General features: G+C 65.1%; 14 protein-coding genes and 1 pseudogene. 3 read left to right on the top strand and 12 right to left on the bottom strand.

Translation table 11 applies throughout. The features are described from left to right. Window position 1: 1 nt before the first annotated feature. From ACRHIG_RS15580 to ACRHIG_RS15525, 12 genes and pseudogenes are all read right to left on the bottom strand, one after another. Entirely contained in the window at window positions 2-475 is a 474-nt protein-coding gene (locus ACRHIG_RS15580; protein ID WP_489630716.1) for a T6SS effector amidase Tae4 family protein, read from the bottom strand. Between the two features lie 242 nt (window positions 476-717). Then, window positions 718-1,959, bottom strand: coding sequence for a PQQ-dependent sugar dehydrogenase (locus ACRHIG_RS15575; RefSeq protein WP_489630715.1), 1,242 nt, complete (start codon window positions 1,957-1,959; stop codon window positions 718-720). A gap of 4 nt (window positions 1,960-1,963) precedes the next feature. Beyond that, a pseudogene (locus ACRHIG_RS15570) lies at window positions 1,964-2,759 on the bottom strand (TatD family hydrolase). A gap of 12 nt (window positions 2,760-2,771) precedes the next feature. Then, window positions 2,772-3,497 (bottom strand): lipoprotein-releasing ABC transporter ATP-binding protein LolD, encoded by a 726-nt coding sequence (lolD, locus tag ACRHIG_RS15565; protein WP_475416653.1) that lies wholly within the window; start codon window positions 3,495-3,497, stop codon window positions 2,772-2,774. A gap of 16 nt (window positions 3,498-3,513) precedes the next feature. Then, complete coding sequence (locus ACRHIG_RS15560; protein WP_289897586.1) at window positions 3,514-4,779, bottom strand: lipoprotein-releasing ABC transporter permease subunit; 1,266 nt, start codon at window positions 4,777-4,779, stop codon at window positions 3,514-3,516. A gap of 102 nt (window positions 4,780-4,881) precedes the next feature. Then, the gene (locus tag ACRHIG_RS15555; protein ID WP_475416654.1) at window positions 4,882-6,159 is read right to left on the bottom strand and encodes a lipoprotein-releasing ABC transporter permease subunit; all 1,278 of its coding nucleotides are present in this window, start codon (window positions 6,157-6,159) and stop codon (window positions 4,882-4,884) included. A gap of 94 nt (window positions 6,160-6,253) precedes the next feature. Continuing rightward, window positions 6,254-7,546 (bottom strand): TolC family protein, encoded by a 1,293-nt coding sequence (locus ACRHIG_RS15550; RefSeq protein ID WP_489630714.1) that lies wholly within the window; start codon window positions 7,544-7,546, stop codon window positions 6,254-6,256. Further along, window positions 7,546-8,877 carry an HlyD family type I secretion periplasmic adaptor subunit gene (locus tag ACRHIG_RS15545; protein ID WP_489630713.1) on the bottom strand — a complete coding sequence of 444 codons (1,332 nt, stop codon included), beginning with the start codon at window positions 8,875-8,877 and terminating at the stop codon, window positions 7,546-7,548. Before ACRHIG_RS15545 ends, ACRHIG_RS15550 begins: the two co-directional genes overlap by 1 nt. Next, entirely contained in the window at window positions 8,874-10,235 is a 1,362-nt protein-coding gene (locus ACRHIG_RS15540) for an ATP-binding cassette domain-containing protein (protein ID WP_489630712.1), read from the bottom strand. Before ACRHIG_RS15540 ends, ACRHIG_RS15545 begins: the two co-directional genes overlap by 4 nt. Beyond that, window positions 10,187-11,026, bottom strand: a complete 840-nt coding sequence (locus tag ACRHIG_RS15535; RefSeq protein WP_489630711.1) for a hypothetical protein — start codon at window positions 11,024-11,026, stop codon at window positions 10,187-10,189. Before ACRHIG_RS15535 ends, ACRHIG_RS15540 begins: the two co-directional genes overlap by 49 nt. Window positions 11,027-11,122: 96 nt before the next feature. Beyond that, window positions 11,123-11,794, bottom strand: a complete 672-nt coding sequence (locus ACRHIG_RS15530) for a PEP-CTERM sorting domain-containing protein (protein WP_489630710.1) — start codon at window positions 11,792-11,794, stop codon at window positions 11,123-11,125. 116 nt (window positions 11,795-11,910) lie between these two features. Next, the gene (locus ACRHIG_RS15525) at window positions 11,911-15,420 is read right to left on the bottom strand and encodes an SdrD B-like domain-containing protein (RefSeq protein ID WP_489630709.1); all 3,510 of its coding nucleotides are present in this window, start codon (window positions 15,418-15,420) and stop codon (window positions 11,911-11,913) included. Between the two features lie 422 nt (window positions 15,421-15,842). Between ACRHIG_RS15525 and ACRHIG_RS15520 the strand changes: the two genes are divergently transcribed. The 3 genes from ACRHIG_RS15520 (at window position 15,843) to fos (ending at window position 19,232) form a co-directional block, all read left to right on the top strand. Next, the gene (locus ACRHIG_RS15520) at window positions 15,843-16,895 is read left to right on the top strand and encodes a hypothetical protein (RefSeq protein WP_489630708.1); all 1,053 of its coding nucleotides are present in this window, start codon (window positions 15,843-15,845) and stop codon (window positions 16,893-16,895) included. Beyond that, the gene (recJ, locus tag ACRHIG_RS15515) at window positions 16,892-18,592 is read left to right on the top strand and encodes a single-stranded-DNA-specific exonuclease RecJ (RefSeq protein ID WP_489630707.1); all 1,701 of its coding nucleotides are present in this window, start codon (window positions 16,892-16,894) and stop codon (window positions 18,590-18,592) included. Before ACRHIG_RS15520 ends, recJ begins: the two co-directional genes overlap by 4 nt. A gap of 232 nt (window positions 18,593-18,824) precedes the next feature. Further along, the gene (fos, locus tag ACRHIG_RS15510) at window positions 18,825-19,232 is read left to right on the top strand and encodes a fosfomycin resistance glutathione transferase (RefSeq protein WP_489630706.1); all 408 of its coding nucleotides are present in this window, start codon (window positions 18,825-18,827) and stop codon (window positions 19,230-19,232) included. Window positions 19,233-19,347 lie beyond the last annotated feature (115 nt).

Below are 19,347 nucleotides of genomic sequence, written 5' to 3'. Positions count from 1 at the left end.
GTCAGCTGACTGGCCAGAACCAGACCTCGCCGCAATCCCAGTAGCACTCGCTGCCGCACACCTTCACGCCGGTGGACGGCAGCAGGATGTCGATATGCCCGCCCGCGCCACCCAGATAGCCGGGGATGCGGAAGAAGGCGACGACGCCCTGGCGCTGACCGATGCCCGGGATGGCAGCCTCCCTGACGAATTTTTCGGGCGCGCCGAACATCGAGGGACTGGCCAGCATATGCGCCAGCTTGGCCTGTCCCGGCTCGATCAGCGCGCCCTTGAACGGCCCCTTGCGGATGGCCATGCGGCCCTTGACCTGGATGCCGGCCTTGATCAGGGCCAGGCTGACGCGGATGGCGCAGGTGTTGGCAAAGCTGTCCTTGCCGATCAAGTCTTCCCAGCCGATTTCGCCGAAAAGTGCCGCCTGGTCGACGGCGGCCACGCTCGGGTAATGCTCGCGCAGCGCGATGAATGCAGGTTTCATGGCAGCCTCCCATCGTCCCTGCCCGGCAGGGAACATCAGGCCGATTGTAGGAGGATGCGGCGGCCCCGCACTGAGCGAGATCAAGCGTAAACCGACGGCACCCGTGATGCCAACAATGACGTCGGATTACGCGCGGCATTGCCACGCCAATCCGACCTACATGCTCAAGTAGGTCGGCTTAGGCCAAAGGCCGTAAGCCGATGACACCCGTAACGCCAGCGAGGACGCCGGATGAAGGCCGCTTACGGTTTGCCCGGCGCCGCATAATGCAGCTTGAGCACCAGGCCATTGTGGTCATCGGCCATATAGATATCGCCGTCCTGGCCCTGCTTCACGTCGACGGGCGCGCCCCTGCCCTGCTTACCCTTGCGCTCCCAGTTGCCGATCAACTCGACGGACTTGCCCAGCGGCGCGCCGGCCTTGTCGGGCAGCAGCGCCACCAGGCGGTGGCCGTTGCTGCGGTAGCCATGGTAGCCGATGATCAGGCTGTTCTTGTACAGCGCCGGGTAGCGGCTGGCCGTGTAAAACGTCATGCCCAGCGGCGCGGCGTGGCCGGGCAGCAGGCGCTCGGGCGCTGCAAACTGGGCGTCGCAAGCCGTCTTCGGATATTCGGGACTGGCGACATTGTCGTCGTAGCAGTACGGCCAGCCGTAATGCCGGTCGGCCTTGATCAGATTCAGTTCCTCATGCGGCAGATTCTCGTCGCTTTTCAGCTGCGGCATGGCGGCCTGGATGGCGTCGCGCGCGTTTTCCGCCTGCCACAGTTCGCCCGTCGCAGGATGGAAGGCCAGCGCCATCGAATTGCGCAAACCGCGCGCATGCGTGCGCCAGCTCGTCACCGCGCCGGCCGGCCAGGCCATCGTGTATTCGCGGATGGCGCCCAGCGCTTCCGGGCCTTCCGCCGAAGGGCAGGCCTTGGCCGGATCGGGCGCCTTGCCATCGTTCTCGCAATGGTCGGTGCTCGATCCCACGTTCACATACAGGTCGCCCTTGGGACTGAAACGCATGTTCGTCAACAGGTGCAAGCCCAGGCCCGGCAGGCGCGGCGTCTTGGCCGTGCCGCCGATGATGTCGGTGAGGGCGCGGGCCGGATCGCGCAGGTCGAAGCGGAAGATGCGTCCCACCTCGCCCACGTAGACCATGCCGTCCGGCCCCTGCACGATGCCGTTCGGGCGGTCGAGCTTGTCGAGCAGCAGCTTGCGTTCGTAGCCCGGGCCGGCCGCCTTGCGCTGCAACAGCCACAATTTACCCTGCTTCGGCGCCCATCCCGTCATGTCCGTGACGAGGATGTCACCATTCGTCAGCGGCAGCACGCCACGGGGAAATTTCAGGCCGTCGGCCAGCACGGCCACGCAAAAGCCGGCCGGCGTGGTGACGTCGAGGCGCGGCATGCCGTCGCACTGGGCGCCGGCCGCCGCCATGGCGGGCGCCAACACGGTAGACATGCAGGCTGCCAGGGCGCCCGCAAGCATTTTCTTGTTCATGATTTCACTCCATCAGGGGTAATCGAGGCAGCACGGCGCGCGCATTGGCGCTGGTTTGCGCCGCCACGTCGGCAAGTTCCAGGCCGCGCAGTTCGGCCAGCACGGCGCCGATGCGGGGCAATTCTTCGGGACTGTTGCGGCCCGGGTGGATCCAGGCGGGAGAAATGTCGGGCGCGTCCGTCTCCAGCACGATGGCGTCCAAAGGCAGTTCGCTCGCCATGCGGCGTATCTGCAAGGCCCGCGTAAAGGTCATGGCGCCGCCGAAACCGAGCTTGAAACCGAGGGCGATATAGCCCTGCGCCTGCTGGAAGCTGCCATTGAACGCATGCGCGATGCCGCCGTTCGGGCGGATCTGGCGCGCGTGCTTGAGGACAATGTCCTGCGAGCGGCGCACATGGGCCAGCACGGGCAGGTCGAAGTCGCGGGCGATTTTCAGCTGCTCGCGCAAAAAATGCTCCTGCTTGGCGCGCATGGCCGGTTCGCACAGCATGGGAAGGAAGAAATCGAGGCCGATCTCGCCGATGGCCACAAAATTCGGGTCATGCATGGCCAGCGCCACGGCTTCGCGCAGGGCGATCAGATCGTCTTCCGTGGCCTGCGGCACGTAGATCGGGTGGATACCGAGCGCATAGCAGGCGTTGGGCGACGTTGCCGCCAGATCGCGCACGATGGCGAAATTGGCCCGTTCGACGGCGGGAACGACGATCATGCCCACGCCCTGCTGCTGCGCGCGCCGCCACCTGCGGCGATTCGCTGCCGAATTCATGCGCGTCGAGGTGGCAGTGCGTGTCGATCCACAGCATGGCGGTTCCTTAGTATTGGTACGGCTGCAGCCCTTCGTCCGTCAGGCGCAGCACGCGGTCGCAGCGCTTGGCCAGTTCGATATCGTGCGTGACGATGACGAAGGCCGTGCCCAGGGTGCGCGACAGTTCCAGCATCAGGTCGAAAATCTGTTCGGCCGTGGCGTGATCGAGGTTGCCCGTCGGTTCATCGGCCAGCACGCAGGCAGGCTGCGTGACGAGGGCGCGGGCCAGGGCCACGCGCTGGCGCTCGCCGCCCGACAATTCGCCCGGCGTGTGCGTGACGCGCTTGGCCAGGTTCACGCGCGTGAGGATCTGCTGCGCCAGCTCGGTGGCCGGAGCGCGCTTCATGCGCCGTATCATCAGCGGCATGGCGACGTTGTCCAGCGCCGAGAACTCGGGCAGCAGGTGGTGGAACTGGTAGACGAAGCCCAGCGAGGCATTGCGCAAGTCGCCGCGCGCCTTTTCGCTGAGGGTGGCGAAATCCCTGCCCAGCAGGGTCACCTTGCCGCTGGTGGGCGTATCGAGCCCGCCCAGCAGGTGCAGCAGGGTCGATTTGCCCGAGCCGGAGGCGCCGACGATGGCGACGCGCTCGCCGCGGTGGACGTCGATGTCGATGCCGGCCAGCACCTGCACCTTGTAGCTGCCCTGCGTGAAAGTCTTGCCCAGGCCACGGCAGCTAAGGACGGCGGAATCGGCGGAAGCGCCGTTGGAGGCAGGTTTATTCAGATCGGTCATGGTCGTATTCAGTGGTTTATTCATAGCGCAGGGCTTCCGCAGGTTTCACGCGGGCAGCCCACCAGCTTGGGTACAGGGTCGCCAAAAAGGCGAGGATCACGGCCAGCACGCCGATCTTGGTGACGTCGGGCCAGCGCAGGTCGGACGGCACGGTGCTGATGAAATAGATGTCCTTGGAGAGGAACTGCACGCCCAGCAAATGCTCGATGAAGGGCACGATGACGTCGATGTTCATGGCCACCAGCACGCCGCCGCCCACGCCCAAAATCGTGCCCAGGATGCCCACCAGCGCGCCCTGGATCATGAAGATCTTCATGATGGAACGGGGCGAGGCACCCAGGGTGCGCAAAATCGCGATATCGGCCTGCTTGTCCGTCACCGTCATCACCAGGGTCGACACGAGGTTGAAGGCGGCCACGGCGATGATCAAGGTCAGGATGATGAACATCATGCGTTTTTCCGTCTGCACGGCGGCAAACCAGTTGGCGTTCAGCTTGGACCAGTCGCGCAGCCACAGGTCGCCCGGCATGGATTTTTTCAATTCGGCCGCCACTTGCGGCGCCTGGTTCATGTCGGCCAGGCGCAAACGCAGGCCGGACGGGCCATCGAGGCGCAGCAGGCGCTGGCCGTCTTCGATATTGATGAAGGCCAAACCGGCGTCGAATTCATTGTGGCCCGCCTGGAAGATGCCGCTGACGGTAAAGCTGCGCATGCGCGGCAGCACGCCGGCCGGCGTGACCTGGCCCTGCGCCAGCATCAAGGTCACTTTTTCGCCGAGGTTGACGCGCAAGGCGCGTGCCAGCTCGATGCCCAGCACGATATTGAAGGTGCCCGGCTGCAGCGCCTTGAAACTGCCCATGCGCGTCTGGCCGGCCACGTCGGACACGTTCGGCTCTTCCTCGGGCAGCACGCCGCGCACGATGGCGGGACGCAGCGCATCGTCGCGCAGCAGCATGCCCTGCGTTTCCACAAACGGCGCGGCGCCCTTCACGGCCGGATTCTTGAAGGCCTGGGCCGCTTCCGCGCGCCAGTCGGGCATGCTGCCGCTGTTGTCGAACACTTCCACGTGGGCCAGCACGGACAGCATGCGGTCCGTCACTTCCTTCTGGAAGCCGTTCATCACGGACAGCACAACGATCAGCGCCGCCACGCCCAGGCCGATGCCGGCCATGGAAATGAGCGAGATGAAGGAGATAAAACTGTTGCGGCCACTGCGCTTGCCGGCCCGCGTATAGCGCAGGCCGACCAGCCATTCGAAGGGAATATTTTTTAACATGCTCATTAATTCGTTAATTCTTATGTATGCAACATATCATCGCGTTAGCCCGTGCAAGGAAGGGCTGGGGTCAGACCCGGCGGGTCTGACCCCGGTTTTACAAGCCGCTTATTCGTAGCGCAGCGCCTCGGCCGGCTTGACGCGCGCGGCGCGCCAGCTCGGGTAGATGGTGGCCACCAGCGCCAGGCCAAAGGCGATCAGGCCGATCTGCGCCACGTCCAGCCAGTGCACGTCCGACGGCACGGCGCTGATCTGGTAGATTTCCTTGGAGATGAAGTGCAGGCCGAAGATGCCTTCGATGAAGGGCACGATGACGCCCACGTTCAGCGCCAGCACGACGCCGCCGATGACGCCCAGGGCGCTCCCCAGCAAGCCTACCAGCGCGCCCTGGATCATGAAGATCTTCATGATGGAGAACGGCGAGGCGCCCAGGGTGCGCAAAATGGCGATGTCGGCCTGCTTGTCGGTGACCGACATCACCAGGGTCGAGACGAGGTTGAACGCGGCCACGGCGATAATCATGCTGAGGATGATGAACATCATGTTCTTCTGGCTTTGCACCAGCGCATACCAGCTGGCACTGGCACGCGACCAGTCGCGCATCCACAGCTGGCCCGGCATCGAGGCCTTCAGTTCGCGCGCCACCTGCGGCGCCTTGTTCATGTCGTGCAGGCGCAGACGCAGGCCGGACGGACCGTCAAGCTGCAGCAGCTGCTCCGCATCCTGCATGTTGACGAAGGCCAGGCTGCCGTCAAGTTCATTGTGGCCAGCCTCGAAGATGCCGGCCACCTTCAGCGCCCGCATGCGCGGCATGACGATGCCGTTGGCCGGATCGCCCGCCCTGGGCTCGCGCTCGAGCATCAGGGTGACGTTCTGCCCCACTTTCACGTCCAGCGCCTTGGCCAGGTCGATGCCCAGCACGATGTTGTACGAGCCGGGCGTGAGATCATTGAAACTGCCCTGCTTCATCTGGGCGGCCACGCTCGAGACGGTGGCTTCCTGCTGCGGCAGCACGCCGCGCACGACGGACGGGCGCATGGTTTCGTCATTGAGCAGCATGCCCTGGGTTTCCACGAAGGGCGACACAGCTTTCACTTGCGGGTTGGCGTAGGCGGCGCGTTCCTGCGCCTGCCAGTTGGGCATGGAGCCGCTCGTGTCGAACACCTCGACGTGGGCCAGCACCGACATCAGCCGGTCGGTGACTTCCTTCTGGAAGCCGTTCATGACGGAGAGGACGACGATCAGGGCGGCCACGCCCAGGCCGATGCCGGCCACGGAAATGAGGGAGATGAAGGAAATGAAGCTGTTGCGGCCACTGCGTTTCCCGGCGCGCGTATAGCGCACGCCGACCTGCCACTCAAAAGGAAATTGTTTGATGATGCTCATGCGCTCCCGCGACAACGATGATATGCGAGCGCGCAGTGTGCCACACAATGGGCATTTCATGCACCAAGTCTGCGTGAAACGGCGCACAGCTAGCCTATTTTGCTTCCTGCGCCAGGCCGAAAACCCGCAGCAGCTGCCCCGCCAGCGCATATTGCCGCATCTGCGCCAGGGTCAGACGGTGCAGCTGGTCGATGCGCCGCTGCTGTATCGTGAAATAGCTGTCGCGCGTCTGGATGACCTGCTGCAGGTTGCGCCGGCCCGCCTCGTACTGGACGGTCCCGCCGCGCACGACGAAGGTCATCTTCTTTTCCTGCTCGTCGAGCAGGGCCAGGGTGCGCTGCGCATTGGCGATGCGCGGCAGCATGCTGGCCAGGTCGGCGCGCGTGCCCTGCTCGGCGCGCGCCACGTCCGCCTCGGCCGCCTGGGCGCGGCTGACGCTTTCGTCGCGCTGCGCCAGACTGCCGCCGCCGAGCGGGATTTCCCAGGAGACGCCCACCGACCAGCCCCGCTGCTGGATGGTCGACGGCGGCGGCGTGGTCTTGTTATTGAGCAGATGGCTGACATTCAGATCGATTTTGGGGGCCAGGGTGGCCGCCACGCCGCGCACGCGCAGCTGGGCCGCCGCCGCACGCTCGCGCGCGGCGCGCAACTGCGCCTGCTGCGTGTCGGCATTCTCCAGCGCCTGCGCCGGCAGCGGCGCGAAGGCGAAATCGGCAAACTGCGCCACCGGCTCGAAGGCCAGCGCCTCGAGCTTGATGCGCGCCGCCTGCTGGTCCGTCAGCAAGCCGTCGTGCACCAGTTCCGCGTCCAGCTGCGAACTTTGCGCCAGTTCGCGGTCCACTTCCGACGATTTGCCCAGCTCCGCCTGGCGCGTCACCTGCCGCACCAGCTGCGTCACGTCGTGCAGGCGTTCCTGCGACTGCTGCAGGCTGCGTTCCAGGCGCTGCATGTCGAAATACGCCTCGGCCAGCTTTTCCGCGCTTTCCGCGCGCGCCCGCTCCACATCGAAGGCGGCGCCCGCCATCTCGCGCTCGGCCGCATCGAGTTCGGCGCGGTCGGCGCCGCCGTTGTACACGTTCCAGCGCACGCTCGCTTCCACCTGGTGCGTGCGGCGCTCGACCTCCAGGGTGCCATCGAGGTCCTTGCTGCGTCCCCGCGTCGCCTGCAGCGCCGCAGTGGGAAACAGCCGCGAACGGGCCTGCCTGTAGCGCGCTTCGGTGGCGGCCAGCGCCGCCTGCGCCGCGATCACCTGCGGATCGCGCGGCACGGCGCGCGCCAGCAAGGCGGGCAAGCCGCGCGCGGACTGCGCCTGGAAGGTGGCCTGTGGCGCGGACTGGGCCACCGCGTTTGCGCAGGCCAATGCCATGCAAAGTAAAAAGGCTCGCATCACCGCTCCTGCAGGGAAGACTGCAAGCCGCGCAGCACGGGCTTGAACACATATTGCAGCACCGAGCGGCGCCCCGTCAGGATGCCCACGTCGACGGGCATGCCGGGCGTCACCGGCAATACCTTGCCGTGCGCCGTCAGCTGGCTGCGGTCGGTGCTCAGCTGCACCTCGAAGTACGGTTCGTTGCGTTCGTCGGGAATCGCGTCCGCCCCCACGCGCACCACTTGCGCCTGCATGCGGCCATAGGTGGTGGCGTCGTACGCCAGCACATTCGCCGACGCGCTCTGTCCCACATGGATAAAACCGATATCCGACGGTTTCACGCGCACGGAGATCAGCATTTCCGAATCGGCCGGCACGATTTCCAGTATCGGCTTGCCCGGCTGCGCCACGCCGCCGACGGTTGCCACCAGCACGCGGTTGACGACGCCGTCGACGGGTGCCGTCACGTCGCGCCGGCTGACCTGGTCCTGCTGGCCTTTCACGGTGCTGGCCAGGGCGCCGGCCTTGGTTTCATACTCGCTGCGCTGCGCGCCCCACTGGCCGCGCATGCGCGCTTCCACTTCGCCAGCCTGCGCCTGCGCCTCGGCCAAGGTGGCCGTCAGGCGCGGCACGGAGGCGCGCAGGCTGTCGAGTTCCGTGCGCTGCTGCTGCACGCGCTGCTGCGCATTCAGGTAGTCGCCGCGCGAACCGGCACCCTCTTTGAAGAGCCTCTCCTCGATGGACAGGCTTTCCAGGGCGATTTTCAAGCCCGTGTCGAGCTGGGCGATGCGGCTGTGCGCCTCGGCCAGCTCGCCGCGGCGGCGCGTCACGCCCTCGCGCGCGGCCGCCGTGGCCGACGCGAATTCGCGCTGGCCGTCGCGCCACAGCTGCGTTTCCTTGGCGATCAGCTCGGGCGCCTCTTTCTGCCATTCCGGCGCGAACTGGGGCGTGCCGCCGGACAGCAGCGCATCGAGGCGCGCCCGGCCCGCCAGCGCCGCCAGGCGATTCTGCACGCTGGCGCCCAGGTTGGCCTCGTACTGGGCCGTGTCCAGGCGCAGCAGCAAGTCGCCGCGGCGCACGCGCTGGCCCGGTTTCACCAGCATTTCACGCACGATGCCCCCTTCCAGGCTTTGCACTTCCTGCAGGTGCGATGGCGGCGTGATGGCGCCCCGGCCATTCACGGAGACGTCGAGCTGGGCGAAGGTGGCCCAGGCCAGCACCAGCACCAGCAGCACGGACGTCAAGGCCAGCATGTGGATGACGATGCGCTGCGGCTCCCTTTCCGGGTCCGGGTGGGCCGCCGGCAGAGGGCGGGCGTTCGGGGCGTTCGGGGCGTTCACGGCGCTCATGCTGTGGCTCCCTGTTCCGCCGCGGGCCTGGCCGCCTGGCTGTTCAATACGCGCATGACGTCGTCGCGCGGGCCGTCGGCGACGATGCGCCCCTTGTCGAAGACGATCAGGCGGTCCACCAGCGCCAGCATGGCCATGCGGTGCGTCACCAGCACGATGGTGGTCTCTTTTAAGGTACGCAGCCGGCCGATCAAGCGCTGCTCGGTGGCCGGGTCGAACATGCTGCTCGGCTCATCGAGCAGCAGCATCGGCGGTTTCACCAGCAAGGCGCGGGCCATGGCCACGGCTTGCCGCTGGCCGCCGGACAGGCGTTCGCCCCGCTCGCCCACTTCCGTCGCCACGCCGTTGGGCAGCTGGGTGATGATGTCGTCAAGGCAGGCCAGGCGGATGGCGTCGAGCAGGCTGGCGTCGTCGGGCTGGCTGCGTCCCAGTTCGATGTTTTCGCGCAGGGTGCCGTGGAACAGGGTCACGTCCTGCGGCACGTAGCCGATCTGGCGGCGCAGGCTCAAGGGGTCCAGCTGGGTGCTGGCCAGGTCGTCGAACAGCACGCTGCCGCTTTGCGGGCCGTACTGGTTCAGCAGCAAGCGCAGCAAGGTGCTCTTGCCGGAACCGAGCTTGCCGATCACGCCGACCCGTTCGCCGGGGCGGATGTGCAGGTTGAGCTTATCGAGCAGCGGCGGCGAATTCGGGTAGGCAAAGCCCACGTCGCGAAATTCGATGCGCCCGGACAGGGGCGGCGCCTGCAGGCTGGCCGCGTCGTCGTCGGTGGGCGCTTCCATGATTTTATTGAGTGCGTGATACGACAGCTTGGTCTGCTCCCAGCGCATGATCAGGCCCGCGATCTGGCTCACGGGCGCCAGGGCGCGGCCCGTCAGCATGCTCACGGCGATGATCTGGCCCAGGGTCAGCAGATGCTCGCCCATCAGCAAGGCGCCCGTGGCCACCACGGCCACGCCGGACAGGGCCAGCACGGCCGTGTTGATGTAATTGACCCGGCTGACGATTTCGCGCGTCTCGACGCTGTTGGCGGCGATGGCCACCGTCAGGCTTTCCCATTTGCGCCGGCTCCACGCTTCGGCGCCCAGCGCCTTGATGGTGTCGAGGCCATTCATGGTTTCAAACAGGTGCGCCGTGCGCTGCGCGCTTTCCTGCATCGAGGCGGCCACGTGGCGCGCCAGGGCCGCGCGCGAGGCGAAGGCCACCAGCATCAGAATCGGGATGACGGCCAGGGGCACGAGCACGAGCCAGCCGCCGACCAGGGCGATCACCAGCAGGAACAGCAGCAGGAACGGCAAGTCGCCCAGGGTCGTCAGGGTCGTGGAGGCGAAGAATTCGCGCACGGATTCGAAATCGCGCACGGTATTGGCCAAAGTCCCCCGGAAGCGGGCCGGCTGGCCGCGCGCAGGCGCAAGCACTGGGCGAAGATGTTCGACGACAGCGCCACGTCCATGCGGCGCGACGCCGTTTCCACCAGTTCGCCGCGCAGCAGGCGCAGGGCCAGCTCGAAGCCCGTCAGCGTCACGACGGCAATCGTCAGCACCCACAGGCTGGACGTGGCATTGTTCGGGATCACGCGGTCATACACGGCCATCGCATAGAACGGCACCAGCGCGCCGATGACATTGAGCACCAGGGTGCCCAGCAGGGCCCAGCGGAAGACCCAGCGGTTACGGTTGAAGACATCCCAGAACCAGCGCCCCGCCGCCGGCATACTGTAAAGCAAGCTGCGCTGGTCGAAAAACATGACGGGCCGCACGGCCACCCAGCGGCCATCGGGCACTTCCCGCGCCAGCGCGGCCGCGTCGAGCCAGGCACTGCCGGCGATGCCGGGCACATGGCATTCATATTTACCATCGGCAATGGCCAGTATCACCAGCGCCTGCCCTTCCCCGTTGAGCAGCAAGGCCGGCATTTCCGTGGCGCGGCGCGGCTTGCCTATCGGCAACGCGGTGCCGGCCAGGCTGGCGTGCGCCAGCACCTGGTCGAGAAAGCCGGCGGCGGCCGGGCCGGCCTGAGCCGCCACGCTGGCGCGCAGGCGCTCGGCCTGCACGGTCACGCCGAAAAAGCGCGCCAGGAAGACGATGGCGTCGGCGATGGCATCGGTGGACATGCCGGCGGACGCGGTGGAAGTGTCAAGGGGTGGGGTCATGATGGGTTCACAATAAAACGCTGCGGCGCGCCGGTCGGGCGCGCCGCAGCGGGAACGCTATCGCTTGCGCGATGAGCGGTGATTAATGAGTAATGATCAAGTCAGCGCGGAAGCGCCCTTGCGGCGGCGCGCCATGAAGCCCAGCAGGCCCAGGCCCGCGACCAGCATGGCCCAGGTTTGCGCTTCCGGCACCGGCGACACGGCCAGCAGGGTTTGCGAAGCCGGGTTGACGCTCGTCAAGCTCGTGTAGTTGTACAGGTTCTGGATGGCGCCATTGCCCGTGGCCACGCCCAGCATGGTATTGGCCTGGCTGACGACGGCATTGCTCAGGTTTTTGAAGCGCAAGTCGCCCGTCAGCAGGTTCGTGTTGTCGTTATTCAATTCCCACAGGGCCAGCTGAAAGGCGGCGGCGCTGTTGGCGCTGGTCGACACGGTCGCGACGGACGAGGCGTAGTAGCCCTCATACAGGCGCTTGACGGCATCGCTGGCGGCGAAGGCGCCGCTGCTGTAGCTGTTCGAACTGTTGCTTACGGCCACATGGGGATCGAGGCAAAACGCCAGGAAGGTGTTGCTGTCGTATTTAACTTCCCACAAGGTCGGCGAGATGGCGCTGCCCGAGCCGAAGGCGCCGCCGGCAGCCGTAAACAGGCTGACGCTGTGCGAGTCGACGACTTGCAGGTTGGAGGCGGCCAGGGCGCTGCCGCTGGCGAGGGCGAAAGCGGCTGCGGCGATGGCGCCGCGAACGATCAGGTGCATGGATTGTTTCATCGTGGTTTCCCTATTTCTATTATCAAGTGTGGAAAAAAGCGTGGAAAGCGCCGGCGCCCCGTGACGGGTGCGCCGGTGCGGCATTGCCGGGCAGGCTCATGGCCCGGCAAGGGACATCAGGCAGCCATTTCCTGGGGCTGGGTATTTACGTGAGCCATGGCGCGGCGCAAGAGGTCGGCCATTTCGCACTGGGCCTGGGCTTCGGCGGCAGGGGCTGCTGCGGCCGGTGCGGCGGCCACGGTGCTCACCGTGCCATCCTGGCCCAGCACCACGTCGAGCGTGCTGTCGTCGCGCAGCAGGTCGGCCATGCTGGGCAAGGTGACGCCGGCGGCGGCCGCATCCTTGGCATCGACGTTGAAATACACGTCCGTCATGTCGACCGTCTTGCCGTCGGCCAGGGTGGCGCTGCTGCGTTCCAGGTGCAGATTGCTGTTGGCGTCGAGGAAAGGCAGTTCCGTGTAGCTCACGGCCAGGCTGGCCACGCCGGCGTCGTGCAAGGACATCAGCTCGCCATCGTCCGTGACGCCATTGCTGTTGGCGTCGCGCCAGATGCGCAGCTCGGCAAACTTGTCGTCGTGCGCATCGACCACGCCGTCGTGGTTCGAGTCATAGCTGGACAGCTTGGCGAAGCCCGTGCCCTTCTCGTTACCACCGAACAACTCGGAGATATTGTCGATCTTGCCATTGCCACTGCTGTCGATGGCCAGCAAGCCGTCCTGCGCCGAGACCCAGCCCGTCTGGATGGCGCTGCCCGTACCCAGCAAGTCGAAGCTGCCGTGGAAGTCGGCGCGGGCGATCGTGTGCACGCCGTCACCGTTGAGGTCGATGACGATGGGCGTGATGGCCGCATCCCAGCTCATGTCGTTCTGGCCCGACGCCAGTTTCAATATGTCCGTGTAGACCACGTTGCCCGTCGTGCCATTGCTGTTGACGTCCGAATCGATATTGTCGTTCGCGCCCACGTTCTTCGCGCCCCAGCGCCACGTATCCATGGCGTAGCCGGCGTGATACACGCCCGACTTGTCGAACTTGAGCGAATAGCTGCCCGGATCGAGGTTGCTGAACAGATAGTTGCCATTGGCATTCGTGTAGGTGGTGGCTAGCAGCACGCCGCTGCCCGAGTACAGCTGCACCTTGATGTTGGCGATGCCCGCCTCGTTGTAATCCTGCACGCCGTCATGGTCGGCGTCGCGCCATACCTTGTCGCCCAGGCTGGCCTTGCGGTAGATGCCCGCGTCCCAGCTCATGTCGTTCTGGCCGGCAGCCAGGTTGATCAGGGCCGAGCGCCCCGTGCTGACATCGACATCGGAATCGGCCGTATCGCTGCCCAGATTGGCCTTGGTGTAATAAAAGCCCGATGGACGGATGACTTCGACCTTGTAGCTGCCGGCCGCCAGTTCGCTGAACAGGTAGTTGCCGCTGGCATTCGTCGTCGTCGAGGCGATGACCACGTTGCTGGCGTTGAGCAGGTTGACTTTCACGCCCGCCACGCCCAGCTCGCCCGCATCCTGCACGCCGTTGTAGTTGTTGTCTTCCCACACGCGGTCGCCGATGGAAGCCGTGTTGAGTTTGACCAGGCCCGCATCCCAGTCCAGCTGCACGTCGCCCGATTTCAGGAACGCCATGGCGGTGGTGAAGCCGCTGGCCGGATCGACGTCCGAATCGGTGGGATAACCGCCGATATCGGCCTTGGTGAAGCCATAGCCGGCCGGCGGCACGAAGCCCAGATAGTAATTGCCGGGGACCAGGTTGCTGAACAGATAATTTCCGCTGGCATCCGTGGTGGCGCTGGCCACGACGACGCCTTGCGCGTTGTACAGATTGACTTTCACGCCACAGACGCCCGCCTCGCCCGCATCCTGCGTGCCGTTGCCGTTCGCATCGAACCAGACGCGGTCGCCGATGGACGCGGTCTTGTACAGGCCGGCGTCGAGATCCTTGTAGTTCTGGCCGGCGGCCACCGTGACCAGCAAGCTGTTGCCAGCCGCATTGATGTCGCTGTCCACCGCATTGTTGCTGCCCACATCCTTGAGCGTCGTCAAATAACCGGGCGGAGCGACGACGGCGATCGAATACGTGCCCGGATCGACATTGAAGTTGTAGTAACCGGAAGCATCCGTGACGGTCGAGCCGATCACGCTGCCAGCCACGTTCTTCAGCTGCACGGTGACGCCGCCGATGCCCGCTTCGCCCGCATCCTGGATGCCGTTGGCGTTGCTGTCATGCCACACGCGGTCGCCCAGGGTGGCCGGCAAGGCCACGATGCCCGCATCCACGCTGTGGTTGCTGTCGCCCGAGGCCAGCAGCACTTGCGCGGTCCTGCCGTCGGCATTCGCGTCGGAATCGCGCTGCTCGTCGCCGCCCTGGTCCTGACCCGTGAAGGTATAGCCGGCTGGCAGGGTGGTCTTATCGAATTGCACGCTGTAGGCGCCCGGCTTCAGATTCGTGAACAGGTAGTTGCCGTTCGCATCCGTCACCAGCGGACTGCCGACGGCGTTGCCCGACGCATCGAGCAAGGTCACTTTCACGCCAACAGCACCCGCTTCGCCCGCGTCCTGCACGCCGTTCTTGTTGGTATCGAACCAGACCCGGTCGCCCAGCTCGGCCGTGCGGTACAGGCCCGCGTCCAGGGTCAGGTTGGTTTCGCCCGGCGCCAGGGTCACGGGCGCCATCTTGCCGGCCGCGTCGATATTGCTGTCCTTGCCCGCATCGCCGCCCTGGTTCGCCGCCGTCGGCACATAGCCGGCGGGCGCCACCACGGTGACGGAATACGTGCCCGGATTGACGTCGAAGTGATAGCCGCCGCTGGCGTCCGTCGTGGTCGAGGCCACCACATTGCCGGCCGTATCCTTCAATTGCACGACCACATTGGCGATGCCCGCCTCGCCCGCGTCCTGCACGCCGTTGGCATTCTTGTCTTCCCAGACGAAATCGCCCAGGTGGGCCATCGGCACCTTGAAGGTCAGGTAATGGGGCGCCAGGCTCAGGTCCTGCGCATTGCAGCCGGCCGTGCCGCCGTCATCGCGCACCTTGAAGCCGAGGTCGAAGTCGCCGGCCACCGTCTGGCTGGGCACGAAGACCAGCTGGCCCGCGCGGATGGCGTCGATGGACACTTCCGTGCCCACCGTCACGGCCACGCCGTTGAGCAAGACCTGGCCCGCCGTGGTGGTATTCGTGATGACGATGGACTTGAAGCCGTCGTGCTCGACGTCGTCGTGGAAGCCGAAATCGCCTTCGCTGAGCACCACGCTGCTACCGTCGAGCAAGGTGAAGGTCTTGTCGGCCGCGTCGGGCGCGTCGTTGACGGGGTCGATGATGACTTGCAGGCTCAGTTGGACGATATCGCCATTGCCCTTGTCGATCGTCACTTCGATGGTCGAGAAGCTGCCGTTGTAGTTGGCGGCCCAGTCGCCGGGGCGCACATACACGGTGTCCGCGTCGAGCATGCCGAACAGCGGCGTGTTCTCGGTCGATTCCGTATCGTCCGGCAAGAGCACGGTGAAATTCTTGATGTTCAGTTCGCCTTGCACCGAGTAGCCGGCCTGGATCAGCAGGTCGCGGATATCGAAATTCTTGTTGATGTCTTCGCAGACGTGGACCGTGGTCGACAGGTTGTAGGTAGTCATGCGGCCTCCTGACGGCATGCCACGGCGGCAGGAGCGGAAATACGGGGGGCCAGGGCGTGATCAGCCTGGCCGCGCAAAGCGGCGAATGTATACATAGGTGGGCTTCCAAGAAGAGACTTGTTTAAAAAATGAAGCCGGCAGATCTTGTATACAATTTCGAGGGACACAGGAGCCAGACGACGCAATCACGCATCAGGGGGTGATTGTCTTTCTGATATTTTAGTTAGCGCAATTATATCCACTATCTTTTCAAAAGAGAATCATTTTCCGACGACAAAGATAAAATTTCAATAATTAAAATATTTTATTGATACTTTCACCATGCAAAGCGGCCGCCTTGCCCGCGGCAATCTGTGGCGGCGATCACGGCGAAAACGCATGCGCCCTTCTCGCGCGCCGCCGCTATCGCCTACAATCTCGGGATGAATCAACTTACCCTCGTCCTGCCCTTCGCCTTGCCCAACGCCGAACTGGCTGCCGACCTGCTCAAGGTCTTGCAGGCGCCCGCGCTGGCAGCGCTGCTGTCGCGCACATCTACTTGCAATTTGGAAACTTTTGACAACGCCAACCGCCTGCTGCCGCATGAAGCGTGGCTGGCGCATGCGCTGGGCCTGGCGCCCGCGCCCAGCGGCGAGGCGGCGCAGGCGGCCTTTGCCGCCCGGGCCATGCGCGGCTACGGCCTCGCGCCGGAACCGGGCGGGCGCTATTTCCTGCTGCATCCTGCCCACCTGGCCATCGCCCGCAGCCATATCAGCCTGGAAGACTTGCGCCAGCTCAAGCTGAGCGAGACCGATGGCCGCGCCCTGTTCGACATTGCGGCCCCGTATTTCGAGGAGATCGGCCAGCCGCTGGCGTATGGCGACGCGGGCACCTGGTTCATGCGCGCCGATGGCTGGAGCGACTTGCAGTGCGCCACGCCGGACGCCGCCACCACGCAAGACCTGTCCGTCTGGATGCCGGACGGCGAGCACGCGCGCGCCGCGCGCCGCCTGCAAAATGAAGTGCAGATGCTGTGGCATGAACACCCGGTCAATGCGGCGCGCGAGGAACGGGGCTTGAAAGCCATCAATGCGTTCTGGCTCTGGGGCGGGAGCATGGTAACAGGGGAAGCTGCGCGCTGCGCGGCCAGCCTGCATACGCGGAACGCGCCCGGCTGGCTGGCCGCGCTGGCGGAACCGGCGCGCCGCGATGCCAGTCCAAACAGTGTGCTGGCGGACCAAGCCGACACGATCGTCGTGCTGGGCGGCCTGATCGAAGCGGCGCAGGCCCAGGAATGGGGCATGTGGCTGCAGCAGCTGCAAGCGCTGGAAGCAGACTGGTTCGCGCCGCTGCTGGCGGCCTTGAAAGATGGCCGCCTGGGCCAGCTGCGCCTGGTGCTGAGCCACCGCGACGCCTGGCTCGACGCCACCACCAGCAAACATACGCAGCGCAAATTCTGGCGCGCGATGACCCTGAACAAGTTGAAAGCATCATGACCCGTACCCGCATCGCCACCCGTCCCTGCCCTTACCGCGAATCCGAACTGCTGCGCCAGGGCGGCATCCATCCCGTGCTGGCCCGCCTGTACGCCTCGCGCGGCCTGTCCGACGCGAAAGAACTGTCGAGCGAACTGGCAGCCCTGATGCCGCCGTCCGGCCTGCTGCACATCGGCGCGGCCGGCGTCTTCCTGGCCGACGCCATTGCCGCCAAGAAACGCATGGTCATCGTGGCCGACTACGATTGCGACGGCGCCACCGCCTGCGCCGTGGCCATACGCGGCTTGCGCGCCATGGGTGCCGACGTCGATTTCATCGTGCCCAACCGTTTTGAATACGGCTACGGCCTGACGCCGGAAATCGTCGAGCTCACTGCCCGTGAAAAGGCGCCCGACATCATCATCACCGTCGACAACGGCATTGCCAGCATCGACGGCGTGGCCGAGGCGAACCGGCGCGGCATCGAGGTCGTCGTCACCGACCACCATTTGCCGGCCGACACCCTGCCCGACGCGGCCGTCATCGTCAACCCGAACCAGCCCGCCTGCGGTTTCCCGTCCAAGCATTTGGCGGGCGTGGGCGTGGTGTTCTACGTCTTGCTGGCCCTGCGGGCCGAGCTGCGCCGCCGTGGGATTTTCGATGCGCAAACGCAACCCAAGCTCGACAACCTGCTCGACCTGGTGGCGCTGGGCACGGTGGCCGACGTGGTGCGCCTCGATACCAACAACCGCATCCTCGTCGCGCAAGGCTTGAAACGCATGCGCAAGGGCAATATGCACGCGGGCGTGGCCGCCCTGTTCCGCGTGGCGGGCCGCGAAGCGCGCAGCGCCACGCCGTTCGACCTGGGCTTTGCCCTGGGACCGCGCCTGAATGCGGCCGGCCGCCTGCAGGACATGTCGCTGGGCATCGAATGCCTGATCACGGACGACGAAGGCCGCGCCTGGGCGCTGGCGCAGCAACTCAACGACATCAACCTGAAGCGCCGTGAAATCGAGGCGGAAATGCAGGATACGGCCCTGCTGCACCTCGACGATTTCGAGCCGGCCAACAGCAGCACCATCAGCGTCTTCGATGCATCCTGGCACCAGGGCGTGATCGGCATCGTCGCTTCGCGCCTGAAGGAAAAATTCTACCGCCCGACGATTACCTTTGCGCCGGGCGCGGACGGCTGGATCAAGGGTTCCGGACGCTCGATTCCCGGCTTCCACTTGCGCGACGCGCTCGACCTCGTGTCGAAACGGGCGCCTAGCCTGATCGACAAGTTCGGCGGCCACGCCATGGCGGCCGGCTTGACCATCCGCGCCGACGCCTTCGACGCGTTTTCCCAGGCCTTCGAAGCCGTGGGCCAGGCCTGGCTCAGCGCCCAACAGCTGGAACGGGTGGTGGAAACGGACGGCCCGCTGGAAGACGCGTATTACACGACGGCCTTCATCGAGCTGATGGATGGCCAGGTGTGGGGCCAGGGCTTCGCCCCGCCCGTCTTCTGCGACGAATTCCGCGTCGTCAGCCAGCGCATCCTCAAGGAACGGCATTTGAAACTGCTGCTGGAAAAGAACGGCGTGCGCTTCGACGCCATCTGGTTCGGGCATACGGATGCGCTGGGCGAACGCACCAGGGTCGCCTTCCGGCTCGATGCGAATGAATACAATGGCACGACCAAGGTGCAGCTCATGGTAGAGCACGCCGAACCTGTGTAGTGACACCTGACAGTACCTACTGCGCGTCGGTATAGGCCGCCTGCGATGCTCACCGTACCAGAAGCACGGTTGCGCTTCTCGGCCGCCTCTCCCTTCCGCTCGCTACGGTACTGTCAGGTGTTGCGACGTTTGTGGTCTTGTTGCTGTATCTCAAACTTGTGTGGAACAAAGTCATATCAAATCATGGCAATGACGGATACAGGCCTCCCTCACCTGAAAGTTATCCAGCACCATGTTGACCGGCCTGAACCACCTCACCCTGTCCGTACACGACCTTGATCGCAGCGTCGTCTTTTACCGCGATACGCTGGGCCTGCGCCTGCATGTGCGCTGGGACAGGGGCGCCTACCTGTCGGCCGGGGATTTGTGGCTGTGCCTGTCGCTGGATGCGGGCACGGCGATCAGCGCGAACGGCTACACGCACTATGCGTTTTCCATCTCGCAGGATGATTTTCCCGCCTTTGCCGCCCGCCTGCGCACGACTGGCGTGGCGGAATGGCAGAAAAACCGCAGCGCCGGCGATTCCCTGTATTTTCTCGACCCGGACGGCCACCAGCTGGAAATCCATGCGGGCAGCCTGGCGCAGCGGCTGGCGGCCTGCCGTGCAGCACCATATCAAGGCATGGTGTTCGAGGATTGATGCACTGAAAATGACATATTTAATAAATTCATTATATTCATTTCATCACTGAAAAACACAAGCAGTGTTACCCTGAAAAAACACCGTCACACAGCGATAACCGCCTGATAATCTT

This window comes from Janthinobacterium sp. C22, from assembly GCF_057919405.1.
Note: the sequence above shows the minus strand (reverse complement) of the source record. Positions and strands in the feature narration are given on the sequence as shown.

Excerpts from the sequence above, each read along its gene's own strand:
- ACRHIG_RS15580 (WP_489630716.1), bottom strand. The coding sequence starts at position 475 with ATGAAACCTGCATTCATCGCGCTGCGCGAGCATTACCCGAGCGTGGCC.
- ACRHIG_RS15575 (WP_489630715.1), bottom strand. The coding sequence starts at position 1,959 with ATGAACAAGAAAATGCTTGCGGGCGCCCTGGCAGCCTGCATGTCTACC.
- lolD (WP_475416653.1), bottom strand. The coding sequence starts at position 3,497 with ATGACCGATCTGAATAAACCTGCCTCCAACGGCGCTTCCGCCGATTCC.
- ACRHIG_RS15560 (WP_289897586.1), bottom strand. The coding sequence starts at position 4,779 with ATGAGCATGTTAAAAAATATTCCCTTCGAATGGCTGGTCGGCCTGCGC.
- ACRHIG_RS15555 (WP_475416654.1), bottom strand. The coding sequence starts at position 6,159 with ATGAGCATCATCAAACAATTTCCTTTTGAGTGGCAGGTCGGCGTGCGC.
- ACRHIG_RS15550 (WP_489630714.1), bottom strand. The coding sequence starts at position 7,546 with ATGCGAGCCTTTTTACTTTGCATGGCATTGGCCTGCGCAAACGCGGTG.
- ACRHIG_RS15545 (WP_489630713.1), bottom strand. The coding sequence starts at position 8,877 with ATGAGCGCCGTGAACGCCCCGAACGCCCCGAACGCCCGCCCTCTGCCG.
- ACRHIG_RS15535 (WP_489630711.1), bottom strand. The coding sequence starts at position 11,026 with ATGACCCCACCCCTTGACACTTCCACCGCGTCCGCCGGCATGTCCACC.
- ACRHIG_RS15530 (WP_489630710.1), bottom strand. The coding sequence starts at position 11,794 with ATGAAACAATCCATGCACCTGATCGTTCGCGGCGCCATCGCCGCAGCC.
- ACRHIG_RS15525 (WP_489630709.1), bottom strand. The coding sequence starts at position 15,420 with ATGACTACCTACAACCTGTCGACCACGGTCCACGTCTGCGAAGACATC.
- ACRHIG_RS15520 (WP_489630708.1), top strand. The coding sequence starts at position 15,843 with ATGAATCAACTTACCCTCGTCCTGCCCTTCGCCTTGCCCAACGCCGAA.
- recJ (WP_489630707.1), top strand. The coding sequence starts at position 16,892 with ATGACCCGTACCCGCATCGCCACCCGTCCCTGCCCTTACCGCGAATCC.
- fos (WP_489630706.1), top strand. The coding sequence starts at position 18,825 with ATGTTGACCGGCCTGAACCACCTCACCCTGTCCGTACACGACCTTGAT.